20 protein-coding genes are annotated in these 21,036 nt (G+C 57.5%); 12 read left to right on the top strand and 8 right to left on the bottom strand.

The features are described from left to right. Window positions 1–87: 87 nt before the first annotated feature. The gene (gene putA / locus QMZ18_RS16095) at window positions 88–3,225 is read right to left on the bottom strand and encodes a bifunctional proline dehydrogenase/L-glutamate gamma-semialdehyde dehydrogenase PutA (protein WP_282607331.1); all 3,138 of its coding nucleotides are present in this window, start codon (window positions 3,223–3,225) and stop codon (window positions 88–90) included. Between the two features lie 142 nt (window positions 3,226–3,367). Here putA and QMZ18_RS16090 point away from each other — a divergent pair, with 142 nt between their 5' ends. Further along, window positions 3,368–3,856, top strand: coding sequence for a winged helix-turn-helix transcriptional regulator (locus QMZ18_RS16090; protein WP_282607330.1), 489 nt, complete (start codon window positions 3,368–3,370; stop codon window positions 3,854–3,856). A 33-nt stretch (window positions 3,857–3,889) separates the two neighbouring features. Here the strand turns inward: QMZ18_RS16090 and QMZ18_RS16085 are convergent, their stop codons facing one another. Continuing rightward, the gene (locus tag QMZ18_RS16085) at window positions 3,890–4,561 is read right to left on the bottom strand and encodes a hypothetical protein (RefSeq protein WP_282607329.1); all 672 of its coding nucleotides are present in this window, start codon (window positions 4,559–4,561) and stop codon (window positions 3,890–3,892) included. Between the two features lie 224 nt (window positions 4,562–4,785). On the opposite strand from QMZ18_RS16085, the gene QMZ18_RS16080 reads away from it, so the two are divergent. From QMZ18_RS16080 to QMZ18_RS16065, 4 genes are all read left to right on the top strand, one after another. Beyond that, window positions 4,786–6,009: a RidA family protein gene (locus QMZ18_RS16080; protein WP_282607328.1), complete on the top strand. Its 1,224-nt coding sequence runs from the start codon at window positions 4,786–4,788 to the stop codon at window positions 6,007–6,009. Between the two features lie 48 nt (window positions 6,010–6,057). Then, window positions 6,058–6,315, top strand: a complete 258-nt coding sequence (locus tag QMZ18_RS16075; RefSeq protein WP_282607327.1) for a hypothetical protein — start codon at window positions 6,058–6,060, stop codon at window positions 6,313–6,315. Continuing rightward, window positions 6,312–6,752 (top strand): hypothetical protein, encoded by a 441-nt coding sequence (locus tag QMZ18_RS16070; protein ID WP_282607326.1) that lies wholly within the window; start codon window positions 6,312–6,314, stop codon window positions 6,750–6,752. The genes QMZ18_RS16075 and QMZ18_RS16070 overlap by 4 nt, the downstream gene beginning before the upstream one ends. Before the next feature lie 116 nt (window positions 6,753–6,868). After that, the gene (locus QMZ18_RS16065) at window positions 6,869–7,357 is read left to right on the top strand and encodes a PaaI family thioesterase (protein WP_282607325.1); all 489 of its coding nucleotides are present in this window, start codon (window positions 6,869–6,871) and stop codon (window positions 7,355–7,357) included. A gap of 9 nt (window positions 7,358–7,366) precedes the next feature. Here the strand turns inward: QMZ18_RS16065 and QMZ18_RS16060 are convergent, their stop codons facing one another. Together QMZ18_RS16060 and QMZ18_RS16055 are read right to left on the bottom strand one after the other, a co-directional pair. Then, window positions 7,367–8,476, bottom strand: a complete 1,110-nt coding sequence (locus QMZ18_RS16060; protein ID WP_282607324.1) for a saccharopine dehydrogenase family protein — start codon at window positions 8,474–8,476, stop codon at window positions 7,367–7,369. A 115-nt stretch (window positions 8,477–8,591) separates the two neighbouring features. After that, entirely contained in the window at window positions 8,592–9,371 is a 780-nt protein-coding gene (locus QMZ18_RS16055) for an enoyl-CoA hydratase-related protein (RefSeq protein ID WP_282607323.1), read from the bottom strand. Between the two features lie 189 nt (window positions 9,372–9,560). On the opposite strand from QMZ18_RS16055, the gene QMZ18_RS16050 reads away from it, so the two are divergent. From QMZ18_RS16050 to QMZ18_RS16025, 6 genes are all read left to right on the top strand, one after another. Then, a complete protein-coding gene (locus QMZ18_RS16050; RefSeq protein ID WP_282607322.1) occupies window positions 9,561–10,802 on the top strand; it encodes a patatin-like phospholipase family protein in 1,242 nt (413 codons plus the stop codon). Further along, on the top strand, window positions 10,799–11,488 hold the full coding sequence (locus tag QMZ18_RS16045) for a hypothetical protein (protein WP_282607321.1): 690 nt from the start codon (window positions 10,799–10,801) through the stop codon (window positions 11,486–11,488). Before QMZ18_RS16050 ends, QMZ18_RS16045 begins: the two co-directional genes overlap by 4 nt. A gap of 141 nt (window positions 11,489–11,629) precedes the next feature. After that, the gene (locus QMZ18_RS16040) at window positions 11,630–12,325 is read left to right on the top strand and encodes an orotate phosphoribosyltransferase (protein WP_282607320.1); all 696 of its coding nucleotides are present in this window, start codon (window positions 11,630–11,632) and stop codon (window positions 12,323–12,325) included. 125 nt (window positions 12,326–12,450) lie between these two features. Then, window positions 12,451–14,121: a peptide ABC transporter substrate-binding protein gene (locus QMZ18_RS16035; protein WP_282607319.1), complete on the top strand. Its 1,671-nt coding sequence runs from the start codon at window positions 12,451–12,453 to the stop codon at window positions 14,119–14,121. A gap of 19 nt (window positions 14,122–14,140) precedes the next feature. After that, a complete protein-coding gene (locus tag QMZ18_RS16030) occupies window positions 14,141–15,091 on the top strand; it encodes an ABC transporter permease (RefSeq protein ID WP_282607318.1) in 951 nt (316 codons plus the stop codon). Between the two features lie 102 nt (window positions 15,092–15,193). Continuing rightward, complete coding sequence (locus QMZ18_RS16025) at window positions 15,194–15,517, top strand: PilZ domain-containing protein (RefSeq protein WP_282607317.1); 324 nt, start codon at window positions 15,194–15,196, stop codon at window positions 15,515–15,517. 42 nt (window positions 15,518–15,559) lie between these two features. Here QMZ18_RS16025 and QMZ18_RS16020 read toward each other — a convergent pair whose 3' ends face one another. Beyond that, a complete protein-coding gene (locus tag QMZ18_RS16020; RefSeq protein ID WP_282607316.1) occupies window positions 15,560–16,195 on the bottom strand; it encodes a glutathione S-transferase in 636 nt (211 codons plus the stop codon). 188 nt (window positions 16,196–16,383) lie between these two features. On the opposite strand from QMZ18_RS16020, the gene QMZ18_RS16015 reads away from it, so the two are divergent. Next, complete coding sequence (locus QMZ18_RS16015) at window positions 16,384–17,352, top strand: ABC transporter permease (protein ID WP_282607315.1); 969 nt, start codon at window positions 16,384–16,386, stop codon at window positions 17,350–17,352. A gap of 41 nt (window positions 17,353–17,393) precedes the next feature. On the opposite strand, the gene QMZ18_RS16010 is transcribed toward QMZ18_RS16015, so the two are convergent. Genes QMZ18_RS16010 through QMZ18_RS16000 form a run of 3 tightly spaced genes read right to left on the bottom strand, consistent with a single transcriptional unit; the run spans window position 17,394 to window position 21,034 of the window. Next, complete coding sequence (locus tag QMZ18_RS16010; RefSeq protein WP_282607314.1) at window positions 17,394–18,074, bottom strand: HAD family phosphatase; 681 nt, start codon at window positions 18,072–18,074, stop codon at window positions 17,394–17,396. After that, window positions 18,071–19,252, bottom strand: coding sequence for a M20 aminoacylase family protein (locus QMZ18_RS16005; protein WP_282607313.1), 1,182 nt, complete (start codon window positions 19,250–19,252; stop codon window positions 18,071–18,073). Before QMZ18_RS16005 ends, QMZ18_RS16010 begins: the two co-directional genes overlap by 4 nt. A gap of 30 nt (window positions 19,253–19,282) precedes the next feature. Continuing rightward, a complete protein-coding gene (locus QMZ18_RS16000) occupies window positions 19,283–21,034 on the bottom strand; it encodes an ABC transporter ATP-binding protein (protein ID WP_282607312.1) in 1,752 nt (583 codons plus the stop codon). Window positions 21,035–21,036: the final 2 nt, after the last annotated feature.

The following is a 21,036-nucleotide window of genomic DNA, read 5'->3' as shown; positions in this document are numbered from 1 at the left end:
TCGGACCTGTCTACCGAAATTCTCAGCTTTTTGGAGCCTGCAAGACGTCTGCTCTGGCAAGGCGGAATTCTCAGACCTTCCAGTCTTTTAGATCGACATCAAAGACGCATTACCGCCCGCCGCCGTGGTATCAGTCGTCACGGTCCGTTCCGTGGCATAGCGGTGCAGATAGTGCGGCCCACCGGCCTTGGGTCCGGTTCCAGACAATCCTTCGCCACCGAAGGGTTGGACACCGACGACAGCACCAATAGTGTTGCGGTTGACGTAGGCATTACCGACCCGCAAGCGCTTCAGAACGTGATCCACGGTCGAATCGATCCTGCTGTGAATCCCAAAGGTCAGCCCGTAGCCCGCCGCATTGATGCTGTCGATGACATCATCCAGACGCTCCGCCTGAAAGCGGACAACATGCAGAACGGGTCCGAAAACCTCTCTTTTCAGCTGATCGATAGAGTCGATTTCGAATGCCGCCGGCGCGACGAAGGTGCCATGGGCTGTCTCAGCGGAAAGTGGCGTCCGGTGCAACAGGCGCGCCCCCTTGGTCATGCGCGCGATATGCGCTTCGAGGTTCGTTTTCGCCTCGCCGTCAATGACCGGCCCCACATCCGTCGCGAGGCGCGCGGGGTCACCGACGACCAATTCGTCCATAGCGCCCGACAGCATCGTGATGACTTTATCGGCGATATCGCGCTGCAGGAACAGGACACGCAGTGCAGAACAGCGCTGCCCGGCACTTTGGAAAGACGACGCGACCACATCGTTGACCACCTGCTCCGGCAGGGCCGTGGAATCGACGATCATGCCGTTCTGCCCGCCGGTTTCGGCGATTAAAGGCACGATGGCTCCATCGCGCGTCGCCAGCGTCTGGTTGATCAGCCGTGCCGTCTCTGTCGATCCCGTGAAGGCAACGCCGGATATCCGTTGATCCCGCACCAGTTGTGCACCGACTGTCGCACCATCGCCTGGCAAAAGGTGCACGATATCGCCTGGCACGCCGGCCCGGTGCATCAACTTGACGGCTTCGGTTGCTATGATCCCGGTCTGTTCGGCGGGCTTGGCAATAACGGCATTACCGGCCGCCAAGGCGGCGGATATCTGACCGACGAAGATCGCCAGGGGAAAATTCCACGGCGAAATGCAAAGGAACACGCCCCGCCCATGCAAGGAAATCTCGTTGGTCTCGCCAGTGGGCCCGGGCAAGCGCTTAGGCGCGCCGAAATCCTCACAGGCGCGCGCGGCATAGTAACGGCAAAAATCGACCGCCTCGCGTATTTCGGCAATAGCATCCGCGATCGTCTTCCCGGCCTCTCGAACGCAAAGCGCCATGAGATTGGCTTGATTGCTTTCCAGTAAATCGGCCAGTCGGCGCAGGCAGTCCGCGCGTTCGGCAGCCGGCGTTGAATTCCAGGCAGGGGCCGCCCTGCTGGCACGCGCCAGGGCCGTTTCGATGTCTTCGGGTGTCGACCAGCGCAGCTCACCTACTTTGCTACGCAAGTCGGCAGGATTGTGAACCGGTCGGGCCTCCCCCCCGGTTTCACGACCGGCCACCAAGGGACCACCGCTCCAGCCGCGGTCCGCCATGCGTGCCATCGCCTGTCCTAACGGTGCCAGATCCTGCGGGGCAGTCAGGTCCAAACCGGCCGAGTTTGCGCGCTCTCGACCATAAAGACCGACCGGCAAAGGGATCTTGGGATGCGGCAGGATGTCGAGGCGACGGGCTGCCATAAGCGGATCGGCGATGATCTCGTCAATCGGCAGTTTTTCATCCTGAATGCGGTTCACGAAGGAAGAGTTCGCTCCATTCTCCAACAACCGCCGGACCAGATAAGCCAGCAAATCCTCATGGCTGCCGACCGGCGCATAGATCCGGACCGGACGGTTCATCTTCGACGGACCGACGATCTGCGCATAGAGCGCTTCACCCATGCCGTGCAGACGTTGGAATTCGTAATCTTCAGAGCCCCCTGCCAGCTCGATGATAGCAGCCACCGTATGTGCATTGTGGGTTGCAAACTGAGGATAGAAGGCCGCAGGGTCAGCGAACAGCCGTTTGACACAGGCCAGGTAGGAGACATCGGTTGAAAGCTTGCGGGTGTAGACCGGATAGCCCTTAAGGCCTTCGGTCTGTGCCAGCTTCACCTCCGTATCCCAATAGGCCCCCTTGACCAGCCGGACCATGAAGCGGCGCCCGTGCCGGGCCGCGACGGACGCCAACCAGTCCAAAACAAAGGGCGCGCGTTTCTGGTAGGCCTGCACAGCCAGTCCGAACCCGTCCCATCCGGCGAGATCGGGATCGCCGGCAAGCGCCTCAATCACATCGAGCGACAGATCGAGCCGGTCGGCTTCCTCCGCGTCCACAGTCAGACCGATGCCGAACCGCGCAGCATCTGCTGCAAGCGCCTTTAAACGCGGCACCACCTCAGACATCACTCGGTCACGCTGAGCAAATTCGTACCGCGGGTGCAGAGCCGAGAGCTTTACCGAAATACCCGGCGCGTCCTGAACTCCCTTACCGGCTGCAACAGCGCCGATTGCCGCGATCGCATTCTTATAAGATTCGAAGTAGCGGTCGGCATCCGGCATTGTCCGGGCACCCTCGCCGAGCATGTCATAGGAATAACGATAGCCGCGCGCCTCATCCGGTTTGGCCCGGGTGACAGCCTCCTTGATGCTGCGGCCCATAACGAACTGCTGCCCCAGGATCCGCATTGCGCGGGTGATGGCGGTTCGGATGACCGGCTCACCGCTACGATGGACCAGTCGGCGCAGAACACCACCGAAGTCCTTGGTTTCCTCATCCTCCAGCTTGACCACCCGTCCCGTCAGCATCAGCGCCCAGGTCGAAGCATTGACGAAGATCGAATCACTGTGGCCCAGATGCGCATGCCAATCGGCGGTCGCGATCTTATCCTTGATCAGCTTGTCGAGCGTATGCGCGTCCGGAACCCTCAGCAACGCCTCGGCCAAACACATCAGCACCACACCTTCTTTGCTCGACAGCTCGAACTCATGCATGAAGGCGTCGATCCCACCCTGCCCGATGCGCGACCGGCGCACCTCACCGACCAGTGCCCGGGCACGCTCGGCAATGCGGTCGTGCGCATCGTGCGGCAATTCGACTTCGCTCAGCAGACGGCGTACCACCCCGGCTTCGTCGGCACGATAAGCGTCATGAATTGCCGTTCGAAGATCGGATGTTTGCGCCAACACCGGGTCGATGATCATTTTCTTGGTCCTCTAAGCTAACAAGGTAGAAACGCTATAATCAGGACGTTTATTAACTGAATCTCAGAAGAATGTGCTTCTGTTTTTGGCGTTTAGCCGAGATAATGAACTGCACATTTACCTATTATCAGCAGAATCCACTATGAATCAGATCACACACAAGACTTTGGACAGAATTGACCGGAGGATCCTGGCAACACTTCAGGATAACGGCAGGATCTCCAATGTCGAACTGGCCCGCGCAGTGAACCTGAGTCCGACCCCCTGCCTGGAGCGGGTCCGGCGCCTGGAGTCCGCAGGATACATTGAAGGATACAGCGCTCGGCTGTCGGCTGAAAAGCTCGGCGTGGGACTAACGGTCTTCGTACAGTTGACTTTGGACCGGACGAAACCAGACGTCTTTGACCGCTTCCGTGAAGCGGTGGCTGAAATTCCCGAGATTGCGGAATGCCATATGGTGGCCGGCGGCTTCGATTACCTCATAAAAATCCGCACCAGCGATATGAACGCCTACCGCCTTATGCTCGGCAACAAACTTGCCGCCCTGAAGTCGGTTCAGAACACCCATAGTTACGTCGTGATGGAAGAAGTCAAAAACGACCGCAGTTTACGGGTTCCGGAAACGCCTTAAATTCACGAGAGCGCAAGCGGCCAGTAAACGGCGTCACAGCGGCCAAAGCACCCGATCCGTGGCGGCGGTACCGTTATAGCCGTAGAAATAGAAGGACCAATCGTCTGCTTTGGTACTTGCCGCCCATTTCACCTTGTTCATGGTAAAGCCCAGCCGGGCTTTGGTGCCGAGCACAAAACCCATATAACCTTCATAGGTCTGCGCACCGGCAACTCCTGGCGTGGCCGCGTAAACCAGGCGTGCGACGTCCGTCGGCGCGGCGTAGAGTCCCTTGATGGCGTTCACATAGCCGAGCTTGGTCAGCATGTTGTTGTCCTTCTGTAACGGGCTCATTGCCGTCCAATCCGTCCCCGTATTGGCGTTGGCATGAACGAGCACGGTCGTACCACCCGATTCAAAAGCCCACACAGTGCAGGCCGACAACGGTCCGGTTAGAACGAGCTGCGCATTCGGGTCGATCTCCATATAAGTCACGCCGCTCGGCTGCCACGGCAAAAAGCCATAGGACTTGTTGCTGTCCGGCGCCACTTTCACCATGCCGCCGCCGCGATCCACCTTGCACTGGGCATTCGCCCAGGTAATCACTTCGGTATTGGGCAGTCCCGCTCCGGTCAACTTGGGGCGAAACTTACCACTGTCGCCGATCGACCAGTGGTCTTCGAGCAGCCATGTCGGCTGCATTGAGAGAAGGGAACCGATCGTCATAAAGAAATACCCCCATTTACCGAGTGTCTTCGCCGCATCGATTGCATTGGCCAGAGCAGACCGAACGCCCCGCTGACTATAGGGCGCCTAATTTTGCAGCACAATTGTCGCGCAGCTCAAAGCTAAGGATTGATCACCGTTTTACCAACGAGACTTATGTCTGCAGACATCCTCAAGCCAAAGCGATAGCATTTCACCCTTCCCCCGCCTTTTGGAGACTTTAAGTGACCCGGGAATATAGCTGGCCGGAAGGCCATTGGAACTGGCCCGTCCCGCTCAGGCACAAACATGGTGTTCGGTCGGGCGACATGATCTTCACCGGCGGTCAGGTCGACATGGATGCGCAGGGACAGGTCCGGAACCCGGGCGATGTGACGCTGCAGTGTGACAACGCAATGGCCTATCTCGCTACTGTCCTGCAGGATCTCGGTACGGATTTGGACGATCTGGTGAAGCTGGTCGTCTACTTTGTCGGCGACGCGTCTGTCGAAGCCGGGATCCTACATCAGATTGGTGCGATGATCGGACAGGAGGCGAAACCAGCCATCAGCACCATCCCCATGCCGGAACTCTGTTACCCCGGGCTTGCCATCGAGATCGAAGGTATTGCCATGCGCTCGCAGTCAGGCGGCCGTATGACACGCCGCTGTTTCCGCCCCGACAATATGCCACTGCTGCCACCGGCCTTTTCCCATGCAATTCACTGTGGCGATATGATCTTCACCAGCGACATCTCTGCGGTATCCCCTGAAGGCAACATTGAAGCTGTAGGCGACATCGTCGAGCAAACCCGGCGCATGATGGATCGCCTTTGCAGCCTGCTATCGGCCATCGGCGCCGACGCGCAGGATGTGCTCAAGCTGAATGCATTCTACGTTGGCGACGGCACGGCCGAAGACTGGGCGACCTCGGCTAGAATCCGTGCAGGCTACTTTCCCGATCCCGGACCAGCCGCGACCGGAATTCCGGTCAGGGAATTCGCCCAACCGGGGCTTATGACCAAGATCGCTGTGACGGCCATGCGTGGCACCAACGGGGAGCACCTGGAAAAACACTACGCCTGGCCCAAGGGACATTGGGACTGGACAACTCCCTTGCCTTACAAGCACGGCAATCTCTGCGGTAAAATGATCCACCTCGGCGGCCAGGTGTCGCTCGACAGTTCTGCGAATGTCGTCGACCCAGACGATATGCCGGCCCAGACCCGGCGCGCCATGGACAACATCGCAAAGGTTCTGGCGGAACTGGGCGCCTCCCTGGACGACGTCGTCAAAGTCACAACCTTCTACCAGGGTTCAGCCTCGGCGGAAGCTCTACATGAAAACCTGTTGATCCGCTCCAATTCCTATCGCGAGCCCGGTCCGGCAACGACCGGCATTCCCGTGCCCGCGCTGGTCTACGCGCAGATGGTGATCGAGATCGAAGTCATCGCGATGTTGGAGGCGTGAAGGGCGATTACGATTGACAATACGTTATTTTGTTACCATGGTAACATTATGACGAAATCAATCGAACGCGTTCAGACCGGTGTCCGGGTCGAGAAACGAACCCTGAAGGTGCTTAAGGGGCTCGCGGAGCATCTCGATCTCTCGCTTGGCGATTTGCTTGAGGGGATGGCGCTGCACTGTTTTGAAAACCTGCCGCCCTTCTCCAATGAAACCCTCAAAAAGATCGAACAGCTCAAGTCTGTCTATGACCTTGATCTGAAGGCGTCGGATAGCCACAGCCTTCGTGAAACAGGAGACAAAGCATGAGTAAGAGCTACTCGGAACTCACCCAGTCCTTTGAACGGCGCAGCATCGACCCCAGTATCTTCCGACATGGCGATCATGTCGGCGTCGCGTATGAAATGCTGTGCAAATACGACTTCATGGACGCCACAATGAAGTATGGCGAATGCCTGAACATGATTGCCACCAAGGCCGGTGCGGCCAAAAAATTCAATACGACGATCACGGTCGCCTTCATGAGTCTGATTGCCGAGCGCATGAAAAAGTCCGAGCACACCGGCTACGAGGATTTCATAACGCAGAACCAGGACCTCCTGTCCAAGGACGTTCTCAAGCAATGGTACTCGGCGGAGCGTCTGAAGTCGGATCTGGCGCGTAGTGTCTTCCTCATGCCCGATGCCTGTAACGAATCCCGCGCCAACGAAGCCAGCACCAGCGCGCTTGGAGCTACGGCCGGCTAGCGCGCAAACCAGTTTGGTGATGATCAGATGCTGCCTATGGCGGGCATCCAAGACGATCAGCCAACGGCGATTGACCATCTGGACAATCACCGCACCGAAAGGCAGTCTTTCTGCCTATGACAAAAGATGACCAGAGCTCGATTCCAGACACCGGACGAATCCAGGGCGGGTTCGCCGATTTGGTCGACTATCAATTGCATGTCTGGCGTGAGGATTATGCCGAAGTGGTTCTTGATGTCCGGCCACAGCACCTGAACCGCAGTGGTGTTCTGCACGGTGGCGCCGTTTCAACCCTGATCGACACGGCCTGCGGCTACGCGGGGTGTTATTGCACGGTCGAAGGCAACTTCCGTCGCGCTCTGACTCTGTCTCTGGAGACGCAGTTCATTGGTGCGATCACCGAGGGAAAGCGGGTGACGGTTATCGGACGCAAGACCGGCGGCGGGCGTTCGATTTTCTTCAGCACGGCCGAAGTTCGCGACCAGAACGGTACGCTGCTCGCCCAGGGCACAGGGACCTTCAAATACCGCCGAGGCAGCGAAAATCCGGAAGGCGTACCGGCAGAAGCGCCAAAGCCTCTCCGCGCCCGGAGCGAGAAACATTAATCTCTTTCACTAAGAACTGTATTCCTGCCAAGTGATATCTAGATTGCTCAGAGCCGCCAAATACTCGTCTCGACTAACAAAACCGATACAAGGATGAGCTCCTGTCTGTTTCACTTCATCACGCGCAAGATTCTTTGCCAATAGAATAGCAGGCACACAAGGAATGTAAGGCCCATCGCCTGAACAGGCCGTTAGCTCGAATGTTATGGTTTTATAATTATCGTCATGGCCGTTACCTGATAGTTGCATGTGAAAACCGCTGTTTGCACTACCCAGCCAGTCAAACAGATAAGAAGTCTTGAGCATTAAGGGAGCGGCCTTCTCCAATCGGCGGATGAAGCCAATACGCACCAGCCATGACATCATCCACAAAGCAATGTGGATGAAGGGTATCTCTAGACCTGCATAAAACCGAACATTTTTAAGTTCAGGATAATACCTGGGAAATAAGTTAAGGTCCGGTACTTCGCAGTTGCCTAAAAAACGCCAACCTAATTCTCTATACTTGCGAAGGTGTAGATTCTGCCACCCAAAAACCTTTTTCATCTCGCCATTAAGCAGCGTTTTAAAAGGCTTTCCTGTGTAGCTAAGAATGGCGGAAGTCGTTGCTAAGCCACGCGTAGTCTTTTGTGCCGTTGTTATACCATAGTCGAGATCTTCAAGCGTTTTGAATTCTTTTCTGTAATGTTCAACCAACGCTGATGTTAAGCAGGGAACTGAACTGGCGCCACTGACAACAAGAATGTTTTTCTCCTGTGCCTTTGTATTTAATTTCGTGATGCCACTCACAAATACTCGACCATCCGCTAAATCAATGTAATGACACCCGTATTCAATACAGGCCTCTGCTACGCCATATCCCTGTGCTTGAAAAGGTCCGGAGGTATGAACCACAATATCGGGCCTGATGGCCCCTAGTGCCTCTGTAATACCTATGTTTATATCGAGCGTGTATGCTTCAGGTTTATGAACTGAATCTAATTCAGAAATTAGCTTATTAGCTTTATCGCTCGACCTGCCTGCGACAATAACTTGAATGTTATCATCTTGCGCCAATTTCTTCGTAATGAAACTGCCGAAATTGCCGTAACCCCCAATAACGAGCACGCGTTTATTCATACTTCCTTCGTTACCTGAAATTTATCACACCTTACTTCCATTCCATTTAAGCCCTTGGGAGTTATGAAGTTCATGCAATACTCTGCAACAGAAAGCAATTCTCAGAATAACTCAGCTATTGCGCAGTGAAGTTGGGTGATTCCTTGGCAAGGAATGCGCGGATGCCTTCGCGGTAATCTTCGCTGTCGCAAATCTCGAAGGGTGCGGCCCAGTCCTTGTCCTGCAGGTCCGAAGGGGCCGCGGCTTTGCGTGAAAAGATCTTGTGTGCCCGCGCCACCAGAGGGGCTCCGGCGGCTATGCGGCCAGCCGTCGCCTGAACCTCGGCCTCCAGCGCACCGTCCTCGACAACCCGTGTGATCAGACCCTTCGCGCAGGCCTCTTCGGCGTCGAAAATCCGGCCTTCCAGCAACAGTTCCAACACCGTGGGCCGCCCCACTGCCTCAACCAGCGCAATCATGGCCGCGTAGGGCAGAGCATTGCCGATCCGGTTAATGGGAATCCCGATCCGTCCGGACCGTCCCGAAATCCGCAGATCACAATGAATGGCCAATTCCAGGCCGCCGCCGACACAGGCTCCACGAATCATGGCGAGGGTCGGATGCGGACAGTCCCGTACCGCATCGGTTGCCCGGTCCATCGTTTCCGCATAGGCCTCCGCCTGTTTGGCGCTGAACCGGACTTTCGAGAATTCGGCAATATCGGCACCGGCGGCAAAGGCCTTGTCACCGGCGCCGCGCAACACAACGCAACGCAAGCCGTCGTCGCCATTGAGATCCGCCATAACGTCCCCAAGCGCCGACCACATTTCCAGATTGAAGGCATTGCGCCGTTCCGGCCGATTGAGGGTTATGGTGGCTATCGCGCCGTCACGCTGCAAAAGAACGGTGTCTGACATCGGCGTTTCCCTGCTAAATCTTGCCTACAATTCAAACTGCCGCCCGGGGATAACAGGTGGCCGGCAATGGCAGTTCGGAGGTTGTTCGGCCTCTCAGGACAGGGTACGATTTTGCACTGCACAAGAGCAAGATGCGACGACACAGACGGCTCACCTCAACATCGGCCCCAATCACCAGAAAGCAGTTGAATGGTCTCGAAACCCAGGACGGCAGGCACCCGCAAGAGTAAAACGCAAGCCGGAAAGACACCGCCAAAACCCGCATATGCCAAACCCTCCGCTGCGAAAAATTCCAAGGCGAAAGCTTCCAAAGCAAAAGCTTCCAAATCGAACGCCAGCGCCGCTAAGTCTTCTTCATCGCGCCGGCAGGGCGCGGCACCTGCGCCCCACAACCCTTGCTCGCCCTGGCCTCAGGGTCAGGATGTAAAGCGGATCAATGTTGCGCTGCAGGGCGGCGGTGCCCACGGTGCCCTGACCTGGGGCGTGCTGGATCGCCTTCTGGAAGACGACGGCATTTCGATCGAAGGAATTTCGGGCACCAGTGCCGGCGCAGTGAACGGCGTTCTGCTGGCCTATGGCATCACGGCCGGCGACAGGGCCTTCACCCGCGACCTTCTGCGCCGGTTTTGGCGGCGCATCTCCGAGATCGCCGCAACCTCGCCTCTCCAGCCGACACCCTTCGACCGCATGCTCGGCATTGGCCGCATGGATTACTCTCCTGCCTTTATGGCGCTGGATATCATGTCGCGCCTCTTCTCTCCCTACCAGTTCAACGCTCTGGCGCTAAACCCCTTGCGGGATACGCTGGACGAATTTGTCGATTTCGAGGTCGTGAAGCACTGCAAGGAAGTGAAGCTCTTCGTCAGTGCCACCAGCGTCAAACGCGGCCGGGTCAAGATCTTCGGCCTGGAAGAACTCTCGCTCGATGCGGTCATGGCGTCTGCCTGCCTGCCCTTCCTGCAGCCAGCCGTGGAGATCGATGGCGAACCCTATTGGGACGGCGGCTATATGGGGAATCCGGCGATATTTCCGCTGATCTATCATACGGACAGCCGGGACGTGTTGCTGATTCAGCTCAACCCGATCAACATCCAGCACACGCCGAAAACGGCCCAGGAAATTCTCGACCGGCTGAACACCCTGACCTTCAATTCCAGCCTGATGCGCGAGATGCGCGCCATCAAGTTCGTCACCGACATCATTGACGACGGGTTCGACGATGAGGGCAGATTGAAACGCATGTTAATGCATGTGATCGATGCAGAAGACGTGATGGACGACCTGGGTGTTTCCAGCAAGCTCAACGCTGATTGGGAGTTCCTTCAATACCTCCACAAAATCGGCTATGAGCGCACCGAGATCTGGCTCAGCGAGAATCGCGACGCCCTGGGCGAGCGCTCCACCATGGATATCGAAGAGATGTATCTGTGACCGCTGCCGATCCGTTCCTCTTCAAATTCAGCGCGGCAATTCTGACCGAGGAACTGTACTACGATGTAGACGTCCCCTACGGGGCTTTTGCACTCAAAGCCTCCACAAACGATATCGAACTAACCCGCGATGTCGATCCGACAAGCTATCGCCTACCCTCCGGCGCCAGTGTGACAGTATGGCAGAACACCAATGGTCGTCTTGAGCTTTTTCGATCCAGTGTGACCGGCCAGCTTTATGAGGGTGCTTACGTCGATGGTTGCGAGGCCGCGATATGGCGCTTCCAAGCGCTGCGCGACGACATTTCCCTAAAATCTCAATGCACTTGGACATCACTGCCCGACAAGGCTGACGGTGGACCTGACGCAGGACAAAACCTCGATGCCTTAACATGGGACATCGGCTCAACGCGCGTTTCTCTTGGAACAGAAGATGATGAATGCCTGAAAGAATTCGCGAGACAGGGGAGATTACCCGCTAGATGGGAATCCTTGATCAGCTCAGACACTGTGCGCTATCGAACTGACGGCTTACAAGTGGTGTTGCCCGAACTCGAATTTGGTGAAGAATGCGAAATCATATTCTTGGTGGCCTGGAATATCCCGCCGAACGACGATGACGCCTCCACCTGGGCTTCCGTCAAAACTGGTGCAACCGTCATTCTGGAGCGGGCTGGGTGTCGTTAATGTTGCAGGGACAGGATGACCCATTTGGATTCGACAATGAACAGCCGGAAACGGCGTTGCCCGAAGGCCGATGAGCAGATAAACAAGGGCCGCAGAAATTCGGTCTGGGAAGCCAGGATCGCAACAAGGAAAGTCACAGGAATGACGACGGAAATGACAGGCGAAGGCGCTCCGGCGACTGAGGCAGCGCGGACGACGGCGCGTATTCTGATGGAGATCGAAGCGGTTCTCTTTCGTCCCGACGATCCTTTCACCTTTACCTCCGGCCGGGTCAGCCCCGTCTATGTCGACTGCCGAAAGATCATTTCCTTTCCCCGCGCCCGCGCCCAGCTGATGGACGCGGCTGTTGAAATGATAACGCGCGAAATCGGCTACGAATCTCTGGAAGCCATCGCAGGGGGCGAGACGGCAGGCATTCCTTTCGCGGCCTGGATCGCCGAACGCCTGAGCCTGCCCATGCTTTACGTGCGCAAAAAGCCCAAAGGCTTTGGGCGTGACGCGCAGATCGAGGGCGCCATGAAGGAAGGCGACCGTATCCTGCTGGTCGAGGATCTGGCCACCGACGGCGGCTCGAAACTGAACTTCGTCGAGGCTTTGCGGACCGCGGGCGCCCAGGTCGCGGACACCTTCGTCGTTTTCCATTACGGTATCTTCCCCAAGGGCATCCAGGACCTCGCCGACAAGGGGGTCCGCCTGCACGCCCTCGCCACCTGGTGGGATGCCCTGGCAGTCGCGGAAGAACAGGGTTACCTGAACGCCGAAGGCCTGGAACAGGTGCGCGCTTTTCTCAAGGATCCGAACGGCTGGTCGGCGGCACGCGGCGGCAAGGCTGACTGACCGGCAGCAGGATTCCCCGCCCGGCTCGATCACAAGCCCGAGCACAAAACCGAAAAGCCCCTGCCCCGCAGGCGCTTTTGTGTCTAAACTCCCGCCATTCGAATTTGTAACGGGACGCAGACTCTATGCGGCGACTTCTCACAGCCATTGGCGCTCTTATCTATAGCGCTGCAAGCCTGCCCGCTTTTGCCGCCGAAACCCTCACGATTGGCATTACACAGTACCCTGCCAGTTTTCATCCCACGCTCGCCTCCATGCTGGCACAACGTTACGTGGAGGGACTCACGCTTCGCCCCGTCACCGCGTACGACCAGGACTGGAAACTGGTGTGCATGCTTTGTACTGATCTGCCGACAATTGAAAACGGCGGGGCGCAGCGCGAAAGCTACCAACAGGACGGCGAGACCAAGGAAGGTATGGCCGTCACCTACAGCCTGCATCCGGACGCGACCTGGGGCGACGGCACGCCTGTGACCAGCGACGACATGCTCTTCACCTGGCAGATGGGCCGTGACGAACGCTCCGGCGCAGTATCGCTGGAAGCCTTTCAGCGTATCCGCTCGATCGACATTGTCGACGACAAGACCTTCACACTGCATCTGGATCGGATCACCTACAGCTACAACGCCTTTTCACTGGCTCTGTTGCCTGCCCACATCGAACGCCCGATCTTTGAGGCAAATCCGTCCGAGTACCGCAACCGCACCGCCTTCGACCGCGACCCTTTCAATCCCGGTTTGGCTTTCGGCCCCTATCGTCTGGTCGCGACGGAACAAGGGGCAACGATGGAATTCCTTCCCAACCCGACCTGGTGGGGCCCTAAACCGGCGTTCGACAAGATCATCGTACGGGCAATTGAAAACACTGCGGCCCTGGAAGCGAACCTGCTGTCCGGTGCGGTTGATACCATCGCCGGCGAGCTGGGGCTCACACTCGATCAGGCACTAGCCTTTGAAAAGCGCAATGGCGGCAAGTTCGATATGGTCTACAAGTCGGGCCTGATCTACGAACACATTGATCTCAACCTCGACAACCCGGTTCTGACCGACAAGCGCGTGCGTAAAGCGCTGGTCATGGCCTTGGACCGCAAGACCATCAGCGAACAGCTGTTCCAGGGTCGCCAGCCGGTTGCAGACGCCTCCGTCAGCCCGCTGGATTCGATACACAGCCCGGAGACGCTGCAGTACGCCTATAATCCAGCCAAAGCCAAGGCGCTGCTTGACGAAGCCGGCTGGTCCGTGATGAAGCGGGGCCTGCGCCACAACGCGGCCGGTGAACGCCTGACACTCGAAATCATGACGACCGCCGGCAACCGGTCGAGAGAGCTGGTTCAGCAGGTCCTGCAGAGCCAATGGCGCCAGATCGGCATCGACGTCACCATTCGAAACCAGCCCGCACGGGTCTTTTTCGGCGAAACAGTAAGCCGGCGAAAATTTTCCGCCATGGCTATGTTCGCGTGGATCTCCGCGCCTGAAAGCGTCCCGCTGACCACTCTGAAGTCCGATCAGGTTCCGATGGAAGCAAACGGCTGGTCGGGTCAGAACTACACCGGCTTCAAAAATGCCGAGATGGACCAGCTGATCGACGGCATTGAACGCGAGCTGGATTTCGAGAAACGCAAAGCACTCTGGGCACAACTCCAGTCACTCTACGTGGAAGAGCTTCCCGTGATCCCTCTCTATTGGCGCGCCAACGCATTTCCCCTCCCCAAGTGGCTCAAAGGCGTGCGCCCGACCGGGCATCAACTGACCACCACCCTCTGGATCGAAGAATGGCGCGTCGAAGGGCGAAACTGAAACGCGGCGGTCAACGGGTATGATCAAAGTCATCCTGAGCAGGCTGGGCGAATCGGCAGTGGTCCTGCTGGTGATGTCCTTCGTCATCTACGCCCTGATCGGGCTGATGCCAGGCGATCCGATCGACATCATGGTCAGCTCTGATCCCAATTTGACCGCAGCGGATGCCGCACGTTTGCGCGCTCTACATGGCCTGGACCGTCCGATCGTCGACCGTTATTTCTCCTGGTTGTCGGCCGCCCTGCAGGGTGATTTCGGTTACTCCCGCATCACCAATCAGCCGGTGCTGGAGGTTCTCGTTCCCAGGCTCGGCAATACGGTGCTGTTGATGGGCTGCAGCTTCGTGCTGGCACTGGTCCTCGCCTTGCCCGCGGGCATCCTCGCAGCACTGGTTCCACGCTCAATGTGGGACCACGCGATCAATCTAACGGCTTTTGCCGGTATTTCGGTGCCGCCCTTTTGGTTGGCCATTCTCCTGATCATTCTCTTTTCGGTTATCCTGGGGTGGCTGCCGGCGGGCGGTATGGGAGCTGCCGATGCCGACTTCTCGACCAGGCTCTCCCACCTCGTGCTACCGGTTTTAACTTTAACGCTGGCGACGCTGGGGGGTTTGATCCGCTTCATGCGCGCGGCCATGATCGAAGCGCTGCGTCAGGATTATGTTCGGACGGCTCACGCCAAGGGCCTGCACCCGATTCAGGTCGTGCTTGGCCATGCACTCCGCAACGCCATGATCCCGGTGACGACCATCCTCGCCTTAAACTTCGGCAGCCTTTTTTCGGGGGCCCTGATCACCGAAACCATGTTCGGCTATCTGGGTATGGGCAAAGCCATTTATGACGCGATTTTGGGCAATGACTATAATCTCGCGCTCGTCGGCCTGCTGTTCGCCACATTAACCACCCTGCTGGCAAACCTGCTCGCCGATCTGGCCTACTCCTGGTTGGACCCTCGAGTCTCACTGGCATAAGCGATTAATTTTACCAAATTTGCCCACCAATTATTAACCACTGTCAGCCCATACTCTCCATCATTCGCGGCCAACCTCAGGATGAAATAGAGCCCCCCGCTTATGTTTTGGAAGCCCAAACCGACAGTTCAGCGCAGACGGCACCCCAGAAGTGACATTCCCCTGGAGATTCGCTTCGGAAACGAAGTGGTATCAACCGTCAACTGGAGTTTAGGCGGGTTTCTGATCAAAACCGGTACCCATCGTCACAAAGGCACCCGGCATCGTATTCAGCTTGAAGTTCATGACGTGGCAACAGGCAAAGCCTGGGCTAACGCCGAATGTATCCGCAGCTACGGCGGCCGCAGCGCCTTCCGTTTCAAGGATCTTTCAAAACCGGCTTACCGCGCCCTGCGCCAGATGATCGCAGAGAAACAGGCGGCGTAATCCCCCTGTTGCCCAGCCAAGCGGCGCAGAGTCTCTCTTCCTCTATTTTGCAGGTGCGTCCGGCATCGTCTCGGCAATAGACCTGCGCTTGGAAACTTCGGCAAACCAGCCACTCAGCTTTGGATAGCTGCCACGCCAGTTTCTCTCATCGTAGCGAAAATCCATGTATCCGAGCGCGCAGGCGAGCCCAATCTGCGCAATATTCAGCAGATCCGGGTTCGGGTCCCCGCAAGATTCCGGATTTGCTTCGAAGCATTCCAGCCCGGTGTTGACCTTGTTCCATTGATCCTGGGTCCAGGCGTCCCAGCGAAACTCCTCAGGCCGCAACCAGGTCTCGTACCGGATCAGGACCGCCGCGTCGCAAATTCCATTCGCCAACGCATGATCCCGCAACATCGTCCATCGCGCTTCCCCACCGCCCGGCAGGATACGCCCGCCGCCTGCGCGCGCATCGAGATATTCACAAATCACGCCGGAATCGTAGAGAACCGACCCGTCGGTGCGAACCAGCGCGGGAATCTTGCGTAGAGGGTTCCCCTTCTGGGCATAATCCTTGTTCTCCATACCTGGCGCGACCGCAATCGGAATAAGCTCCAGCTCGTCGATCAAGCCGAGTTCAATCGCGGCAATATGAACTTTGCGTACGAAGGGGGATGGCGGTGCATGAAAGAGTTTCATTGCAATCTCTCGCTAGCATTAAAGGAAACACCGAGGCTTGATCGAACCGAAACCCTGGTGGGAACGGCACGCAGCCCTGCATGATGCAGCAGATTGCCGCTGCAGGTACAGCGATATCCTGACAGGCGGTGGCTGCGTGGGGTAGTATGCCGATACCAGAGTCGGATTGTTCCCGGATTTAACTCTTTATGTCGGTCCCGCCCCTCGACACCTCTCCCAATCAGCTCGCCTCCGCCGCAGCCCTGGCGGTCGGCCCGGCCCGTTCGGTCCGCGCGCTGCTGTTCCGCCGCTTTCTGCGGCATCACCTGGCCCTCGTCAGTCTCGCGGTTCTTGTTACACTCGGCGGCCTAGCCGCAGCGGCGCCGTTGGTCGAGGCTTTACTGGGAGTGGACGCCAATTACGTAAACCTGCTTGCCCTCAAACAAACGCCTTCTTTGGCACATCCCCTGGGCACCGACGAACTGGGGCGCGACCTCCTGGTTCGGCTGCTCTATGGCGGACAAATCTCACTGTTGGTTGCTATCATCACAGCGCTTATTTCCGCGGTGATCGGAACGGTTATAGGAGTCATCGCCGGCTATTACGGCGGGCCGCTGGATACGTTGCTGATGCGGTTCACGGACGGCGTAATCGCCCTGCCTTTGCTTCCGCTGCTGATCGTACTTGCGGCTGTGGACCTGTCGAAAACCGGCCTCCCGGACAGCATCGTTGCGTCAGACAATGTCAGTCTCTACCGGATCGTCATTCTGATTTCTCTCGTGGGCTGGACGACCGTCGCGCGCCTGGTGCGCGGCGCCACCCTCAGCATGAAGACACGGGAATTCGTGCGCGCGGCACTGGGCCTGGGCGCCGGTGCTCCCAGAATCATGATGGTACACATCCTGCCGAACGTGATTTCCCCGGTGATCGTCGCGACGACACTTTCGATCGGAAACATCATCCTGCTGGAATCAGTGTTGAGCTTCCTGGGTCTTGGGATCCAACCGCCTATCCCTAGCTGGGGTAACATGCTGACCAATGCTCAGGAACTGATCTGGGACGCACCGATGCTCGCCATGTGGCCCGGCCTGATGATCTTCATCACCGTCATCGCCTTCAATTTCCTGGGCGATGGCTTGCAGGACGCGTTGGACCCGAGGGCGGTCGAGAAGAATTAACACTCGACCGTTCGATATTGCATCAAGCGAGACGGACTTCGTTACAGCCCCAACTGCGCCGGCAATGCCATCATATCGGTGATGATTTCGGCGCCATCCCGCACCAACCGTGTGTCATGACCGGTGGGGTCGTAGCCGAACACTCTCATTCCTGCCGCCCGTGCCGCCTGAACGCCCAGCGGACTATCCTCGACGACTACGCAACGCGCGGGTTCGTGGCCCATCGAACGCGCAGCATGCAAAAAGAGGTCGGGATGCGGTTTGCCGCGCTCGACCTCGTATGCAGAGAAAATCCGGCCTTCAAAACGCGGTTGCAAGCCGGTGACCTTTAGCGTCACCGCCATCTTTTGTTGCGGCCCTTGAGAGGCTACGCAATGCGGCATGCCCTGTTCAACCAGTAGATCTAGCAATTCATGGACACCGGGTATTGCTTGCAGGTCCCGTTCGAACACAACATCGGTCCGCGCCCGCAGATCACTCAGCCAGTTGCCCGGTACAGGCTGGCCTGTCTTTTCCTCAATGGCCGCCAGGACGCTGTCGAGGTGAGAGCCTTTGAAATGCCTTAAGCAATAGTCCGTGGAGACAGGCCAGCCCAGCGCAGTAATCTCCTCCGCCATGACCGCATTGGCGATAGTCTCACTGTCAACCAGTACGCCATCGCAATCGAAGATCACGAGATCAGGTATCTGTTGCCTTTCACCGAAGGATTTGTCGCTTGTCATCCAGCCCGCGGCAAGGTCGTTTCAACCAGCTTCGCCCAATAGCTCGCACCGATGACCGAGATCTCGTCATTGAAATCATAAAGCGGGTTATGGACTGAACAGCCGCCGGGCTGGCCGTCGGCACCGTTCCCGAGCCAGATGTAGCAGCCGGGCTTTTTCTGCAGCATATAGGCAAAATCCTCTGAGCCCATCAGTGGCGGCATACCGACTTCGACATTGTTGTCCCCGACCACCTGAGCGGCGACCTCGGCGGCGATGTCGGTTTCCAGCGAAGTATTTACCACCGCTGGATAGCGGCGCTCATAACGCATCTTCATGCTAGCGCCTTGAGACTCACAGATTCCCTTGGCGATCCGTTCGATGTCGACTTCGGTTTGCGCCTGAATATCGGCATTGAAGCTACGCACGGTGCCACGGATCACTGCTTCCTGGGGGATAACGTTCCAGGTATCGCCCGCGTGAACCTGAGTCACGCTCACGACCACTGATTCCAGAGGATCCACGCGGCGTGAAGCAATACTTTGCAGTGCCGTCACAATTTGCGAAGTAACCAGAATCGCATCGACGCCAAGATGCGGCATCGCGGCATGTGCCCCAACGCCCTCCACCGTCACTTCGAAGATATCAAACGCAGCCATAGCGGGACCAACCCGCATACCGACCTGTCCTGTGGGGATACCCGGCATGTTATGCAGGCCGTATACCGCCTCGACCGGGAACTTGTCGAACAAGCCTTCCTCGACCATTACGCGGCCACCGCCTTCATTTTCCTCGGCGGGCTGAAAGATGAAGTTGACGGTCCCGTCAAAATTCTTCGTTTCCGCCAAGTAGCGGGCTGCACCCAGCAGCATGGCTGTGTGGCCGTCATGTCCGCAGCCGTGCATCTTGCCTTCATTCGTTGAACGATGATCAAACTCGTTCAGTTCGGTCAGGTGCAGCGCGTCCATATCTGCGCGCAAACCAATGGCGCGTCCGCCCTTCTTACTTCCATGCAACACGCCGACAACGCCGGTGGTCGCCAGACCACGATGCACTTCGATGCCCCATTCGTTCAGCTTCTCGGCGACGAAATCCGACGTGCGGACTTCCTCGAATGCTGTTTCCGGGTGGGCGTGCAGATCGCGGCGCCAGCCTTTTATGTCTTCATGGAATTCTGCGATACGATTGATAACAGCCATTCTTCGACTCTCTGCTTATTGGATGTAAATCTATTGCGAATGCCGCGCGGCTTCGTCATCGGCAACCTGAAGGCCTTCGCGGGACAGGTTCTCTAGCTTGGGCATCAGTTCGAGTAGATGCCGTGTATAATCATGACCAGGAGCCTCGAACAGCTGTTCGGTCTCGGCGATCTCGCAGATCTTACCATTGCGCATCACCGCGACCCGGTCGCACATCTGACGGATTACCGGCAGATCATGACTGATGAACAGCATGGTTAGTCCAAGTTCGTCCTGCAGATCTTTAAGAAGGTTCAGAATTTGCGCCTGGATCGAGACATCCAATGCCGAGGTCGGTTCATCGCAAATCAGGAAACGCGGCCGTGTCGCGAGTGCCCGCGCAATGGAAATACGCTGACGTTGTCCGCCGGAAAATTCATGAGGAAAACGCTTCGCGGCCGCCCGGCCGAGCCCCACGTGCTCCAGCAGGTCTTCGACGATTTCGACAACTTCGGCCCTTGAGGACGCAAGTTTATGAAAGCGGATCGGTTCCGCTACAATGTCGAGCACCCGCATACGCGAATTGAGCGATGAAAAGGGATCCTGAAAGATCATCTGCATTTGCTGGCGATAGGGCCGCAATTCTTTCTCGTCTTTGATCGCCGTCAGCTCGCCACCTGCGAAGTGAATACTGCCAGCGACCGGTCGATAGAGGCCCGCAATGCTGCGCGCGACCGTCGATTTGCCGCTGCCGCTTTCGCCGACCAAACCAAAGGTCTCGCCATCGCGGATCTCAAAGGAAACGTTATCGACAGCGGTAAACAGCTTCCGCCGGCTCGGGAAGATTGAACGTTCCGTCACGAACTTCATGGTCAGCGATTCGACCCGCACGAGCGTCCCGTCCGTCGACTTGCCAAAATTCTGCGCCTGCCCGAGCCAATGGGTCGAGACGTCGAAATCGCTACGCTCCGGTTCCGGCCCTTCGATGTAGTTGACCATGGGGAAGCGGTCGAGACGCAGATCGGCGCGCGGCACCGCGGAGATGAGACTCTTGGTGTAGGGATGCTCCGGCGCAGAGAGGATTTTCGTCGTTGGCCCCTTTTCGACGATCTTTCCGCGATACATAACCGCGACGTTATCGGTGATGTCGGCGATGACACCCATATCGTGGGTGATGATAACCATTCCCACCTGGCGCTGTTTGCACAGGCTGCGGATCAGATCGAGAATCTGCGCCTGGATCGAGACATCCAATGCCGTGGTCGGTTCGTCCGCTACGATCAATTCCGGCTCACCGCAGAGGGCCAAAGCGATCACCACACGTTGGCGCATACCGCCCGAGAACTGATGTGGGTAGTGCTTAACGCGCACCTCTGGTTCTGGAATTCCCACCTGATCCAGCAGCTCGATCGCGCGTGCCGTCGCCTCGACTTCGTTCAGATCAAGATGCGTCTGGATCGTCTCGACCAGTTGGTCTTCGACTGTGTAGAGCGGATTGAGACTGGTCAGCGGGTCCTGAAAGATCATTCCGATCCGCCGGCCACGGATGGCCCGCATCTTTTCGTAGGGCAGATTTTCGATGGCCGAGCCGTCCAGGGCGATATGGCCTTCGGCGACACGCCCTGGTGGTTCCAGCAAATCGATCACGGCATTGCCGATGGTCGACTTGCCGGCACCGGATTCTCCGACCAAGCCGTATATTTCGCCTGGCTCCAGCTCCAGATGGATATTTTCGACCGCAACGAAGGTGTCCAGACGACCTGGAAACTCGACTTTCAGGTCGTCGATCTTCAAGAGCGTCATAG

Origin of the sequence: Pelagibius sp. Alg239-R121 (assembly GCF_947331435.1) — a bacterium.
Classification (GTDB): Bacteria; Pseudomonadota; Alphaproteobacteria; order Kiloniellales; family Kiloniellaceae; genus Denitrobaculum.
The sequence above is the reverse complement of the archived record's forward strand: the minus strand, read 5'-3'. Positions and strand labels throughout refer to the sequence as shown.

Coding starts and splice junctions, on each gene's coding strand:
- putA (WP_282607331.1), bottom strand. CDS start 3,225: ATGATCATCGACCCGGTGTTGGCGCAAACATCCGATCTTCGAACGGCA.
- QMZ18_RS16010 (WP_282607314.1), bottom strand. CDS start 18,074: ATGACAAGCGACAAATCCTTCGGTGAAAGGCAACAGATACCTGATCTC.
- QMZ18_RS16035 (WP_282607319.1), top strand. CDS start 12,451: ATGCGGCGACTTCTCACAGCCATTGGCGCTCTTATCTATAGCGCTGCA.
- QMZ18_RS16090 (WP_282607330.1), top strand. CDS start 3,368: ATGAATCAGATCACACACAAGACTTTGGACAGAATTGACCGGAGGATC.
- QMZ18_RS16050 (WP_282607322.1), top strand. CDS start 9,561: ATGGTCTCGAAACCCAGGACGGCAGGCACCCGCAAGAGTAAAACGCAA.
- QMZ18_RS16060 (WP_282607324.1), bottom strand. CDS start 8,476: ATGAATAAACGCGTGCTCGTTATTGGGGGTTACGGCAATTTCGGCAGT.
- QMZ18_RS16065 (WP_282607325.1), top strand. CDS start 6,869: ATGACAAAAGATGACCAGAGCTCGATTCCAGACACCGGACGAATCCAG.
- QMZ18_RS16000 (WP_282607312.1), bottom strand. CDS start 21,034: ATGACGCTCTTGAAGATCGACGACCTGAAAGTCGAGTTTCCAGGTCGT.
- QMZ18_RS16005 (WP_282607313.1), bottom strand. CDS start 19,252: ATGGCTGTTATCAATCGTATCGCAGAATTCCATGAAGACATAAAAGGC.
- QMZ18_RS16085 (WP_282607329.1), bottom strand. CDS start 4,561: ATGACGATCGGTTCCCTTCTCTCAATGCAGCCGACATGGCTGCTCGAA.
- QMZ18_RS16070 (WP_282607326.1), top strand. CDS start 6,312: ATGAGTAAGAGCTACTCGGAACTCACCCAGTCCTTTGAACGGCGCAGC.
- QMZ18_RS16015 (WP_282607315.1), top strand. CDS start 16,384: ATGTCGGTCCCGCCCCTCGACACCTCTCCCAATCAGCTCGCCTCCGCC.
- QMZ18_RS16055 (WP_282607323.1), bottom strand. CDS start 9,371: ATGTCAGACACCGTTCTTTTGCAGCGTGACGGCGCGATAGCCACCATA.
- QMZ18_RS16075 (WP_282607327.1), top strand. CDS start 6,058: ATGACGAAATCAATCGAACGCGTTCAGACCGGTGTCCGGGTCGAGAAA.
- QMZ18_RS16040 (WP_282607320.1), top strand. CDS start 11,630: ATGACGACGGAAATGACAGGCGAAGGCGCTCCGGCGACTGAGGCAGCG.
- QMZ18_RS16030 (WP_282607318.1), top strand. CDS start 14,141: ATGATCAAAGTCATCCTGAGCAGGCTGGGCGAATCGGCAGTGGTCCTG.
- QMZ18_RS16025 (WP_282607317.1), top strand. CDS start 15,194: ATGTTTTGGAAGCCCAAACCGACAGTTCAGCGCAGACGGCACCCCAGA.
- QMZ18_RS16020 (WP_282607316.1), bottom strand. CDS start 16,195: ATGAAACTCTTTCATGCACCGCCATCCCCCTTCGTACGCAAAGTTCAT.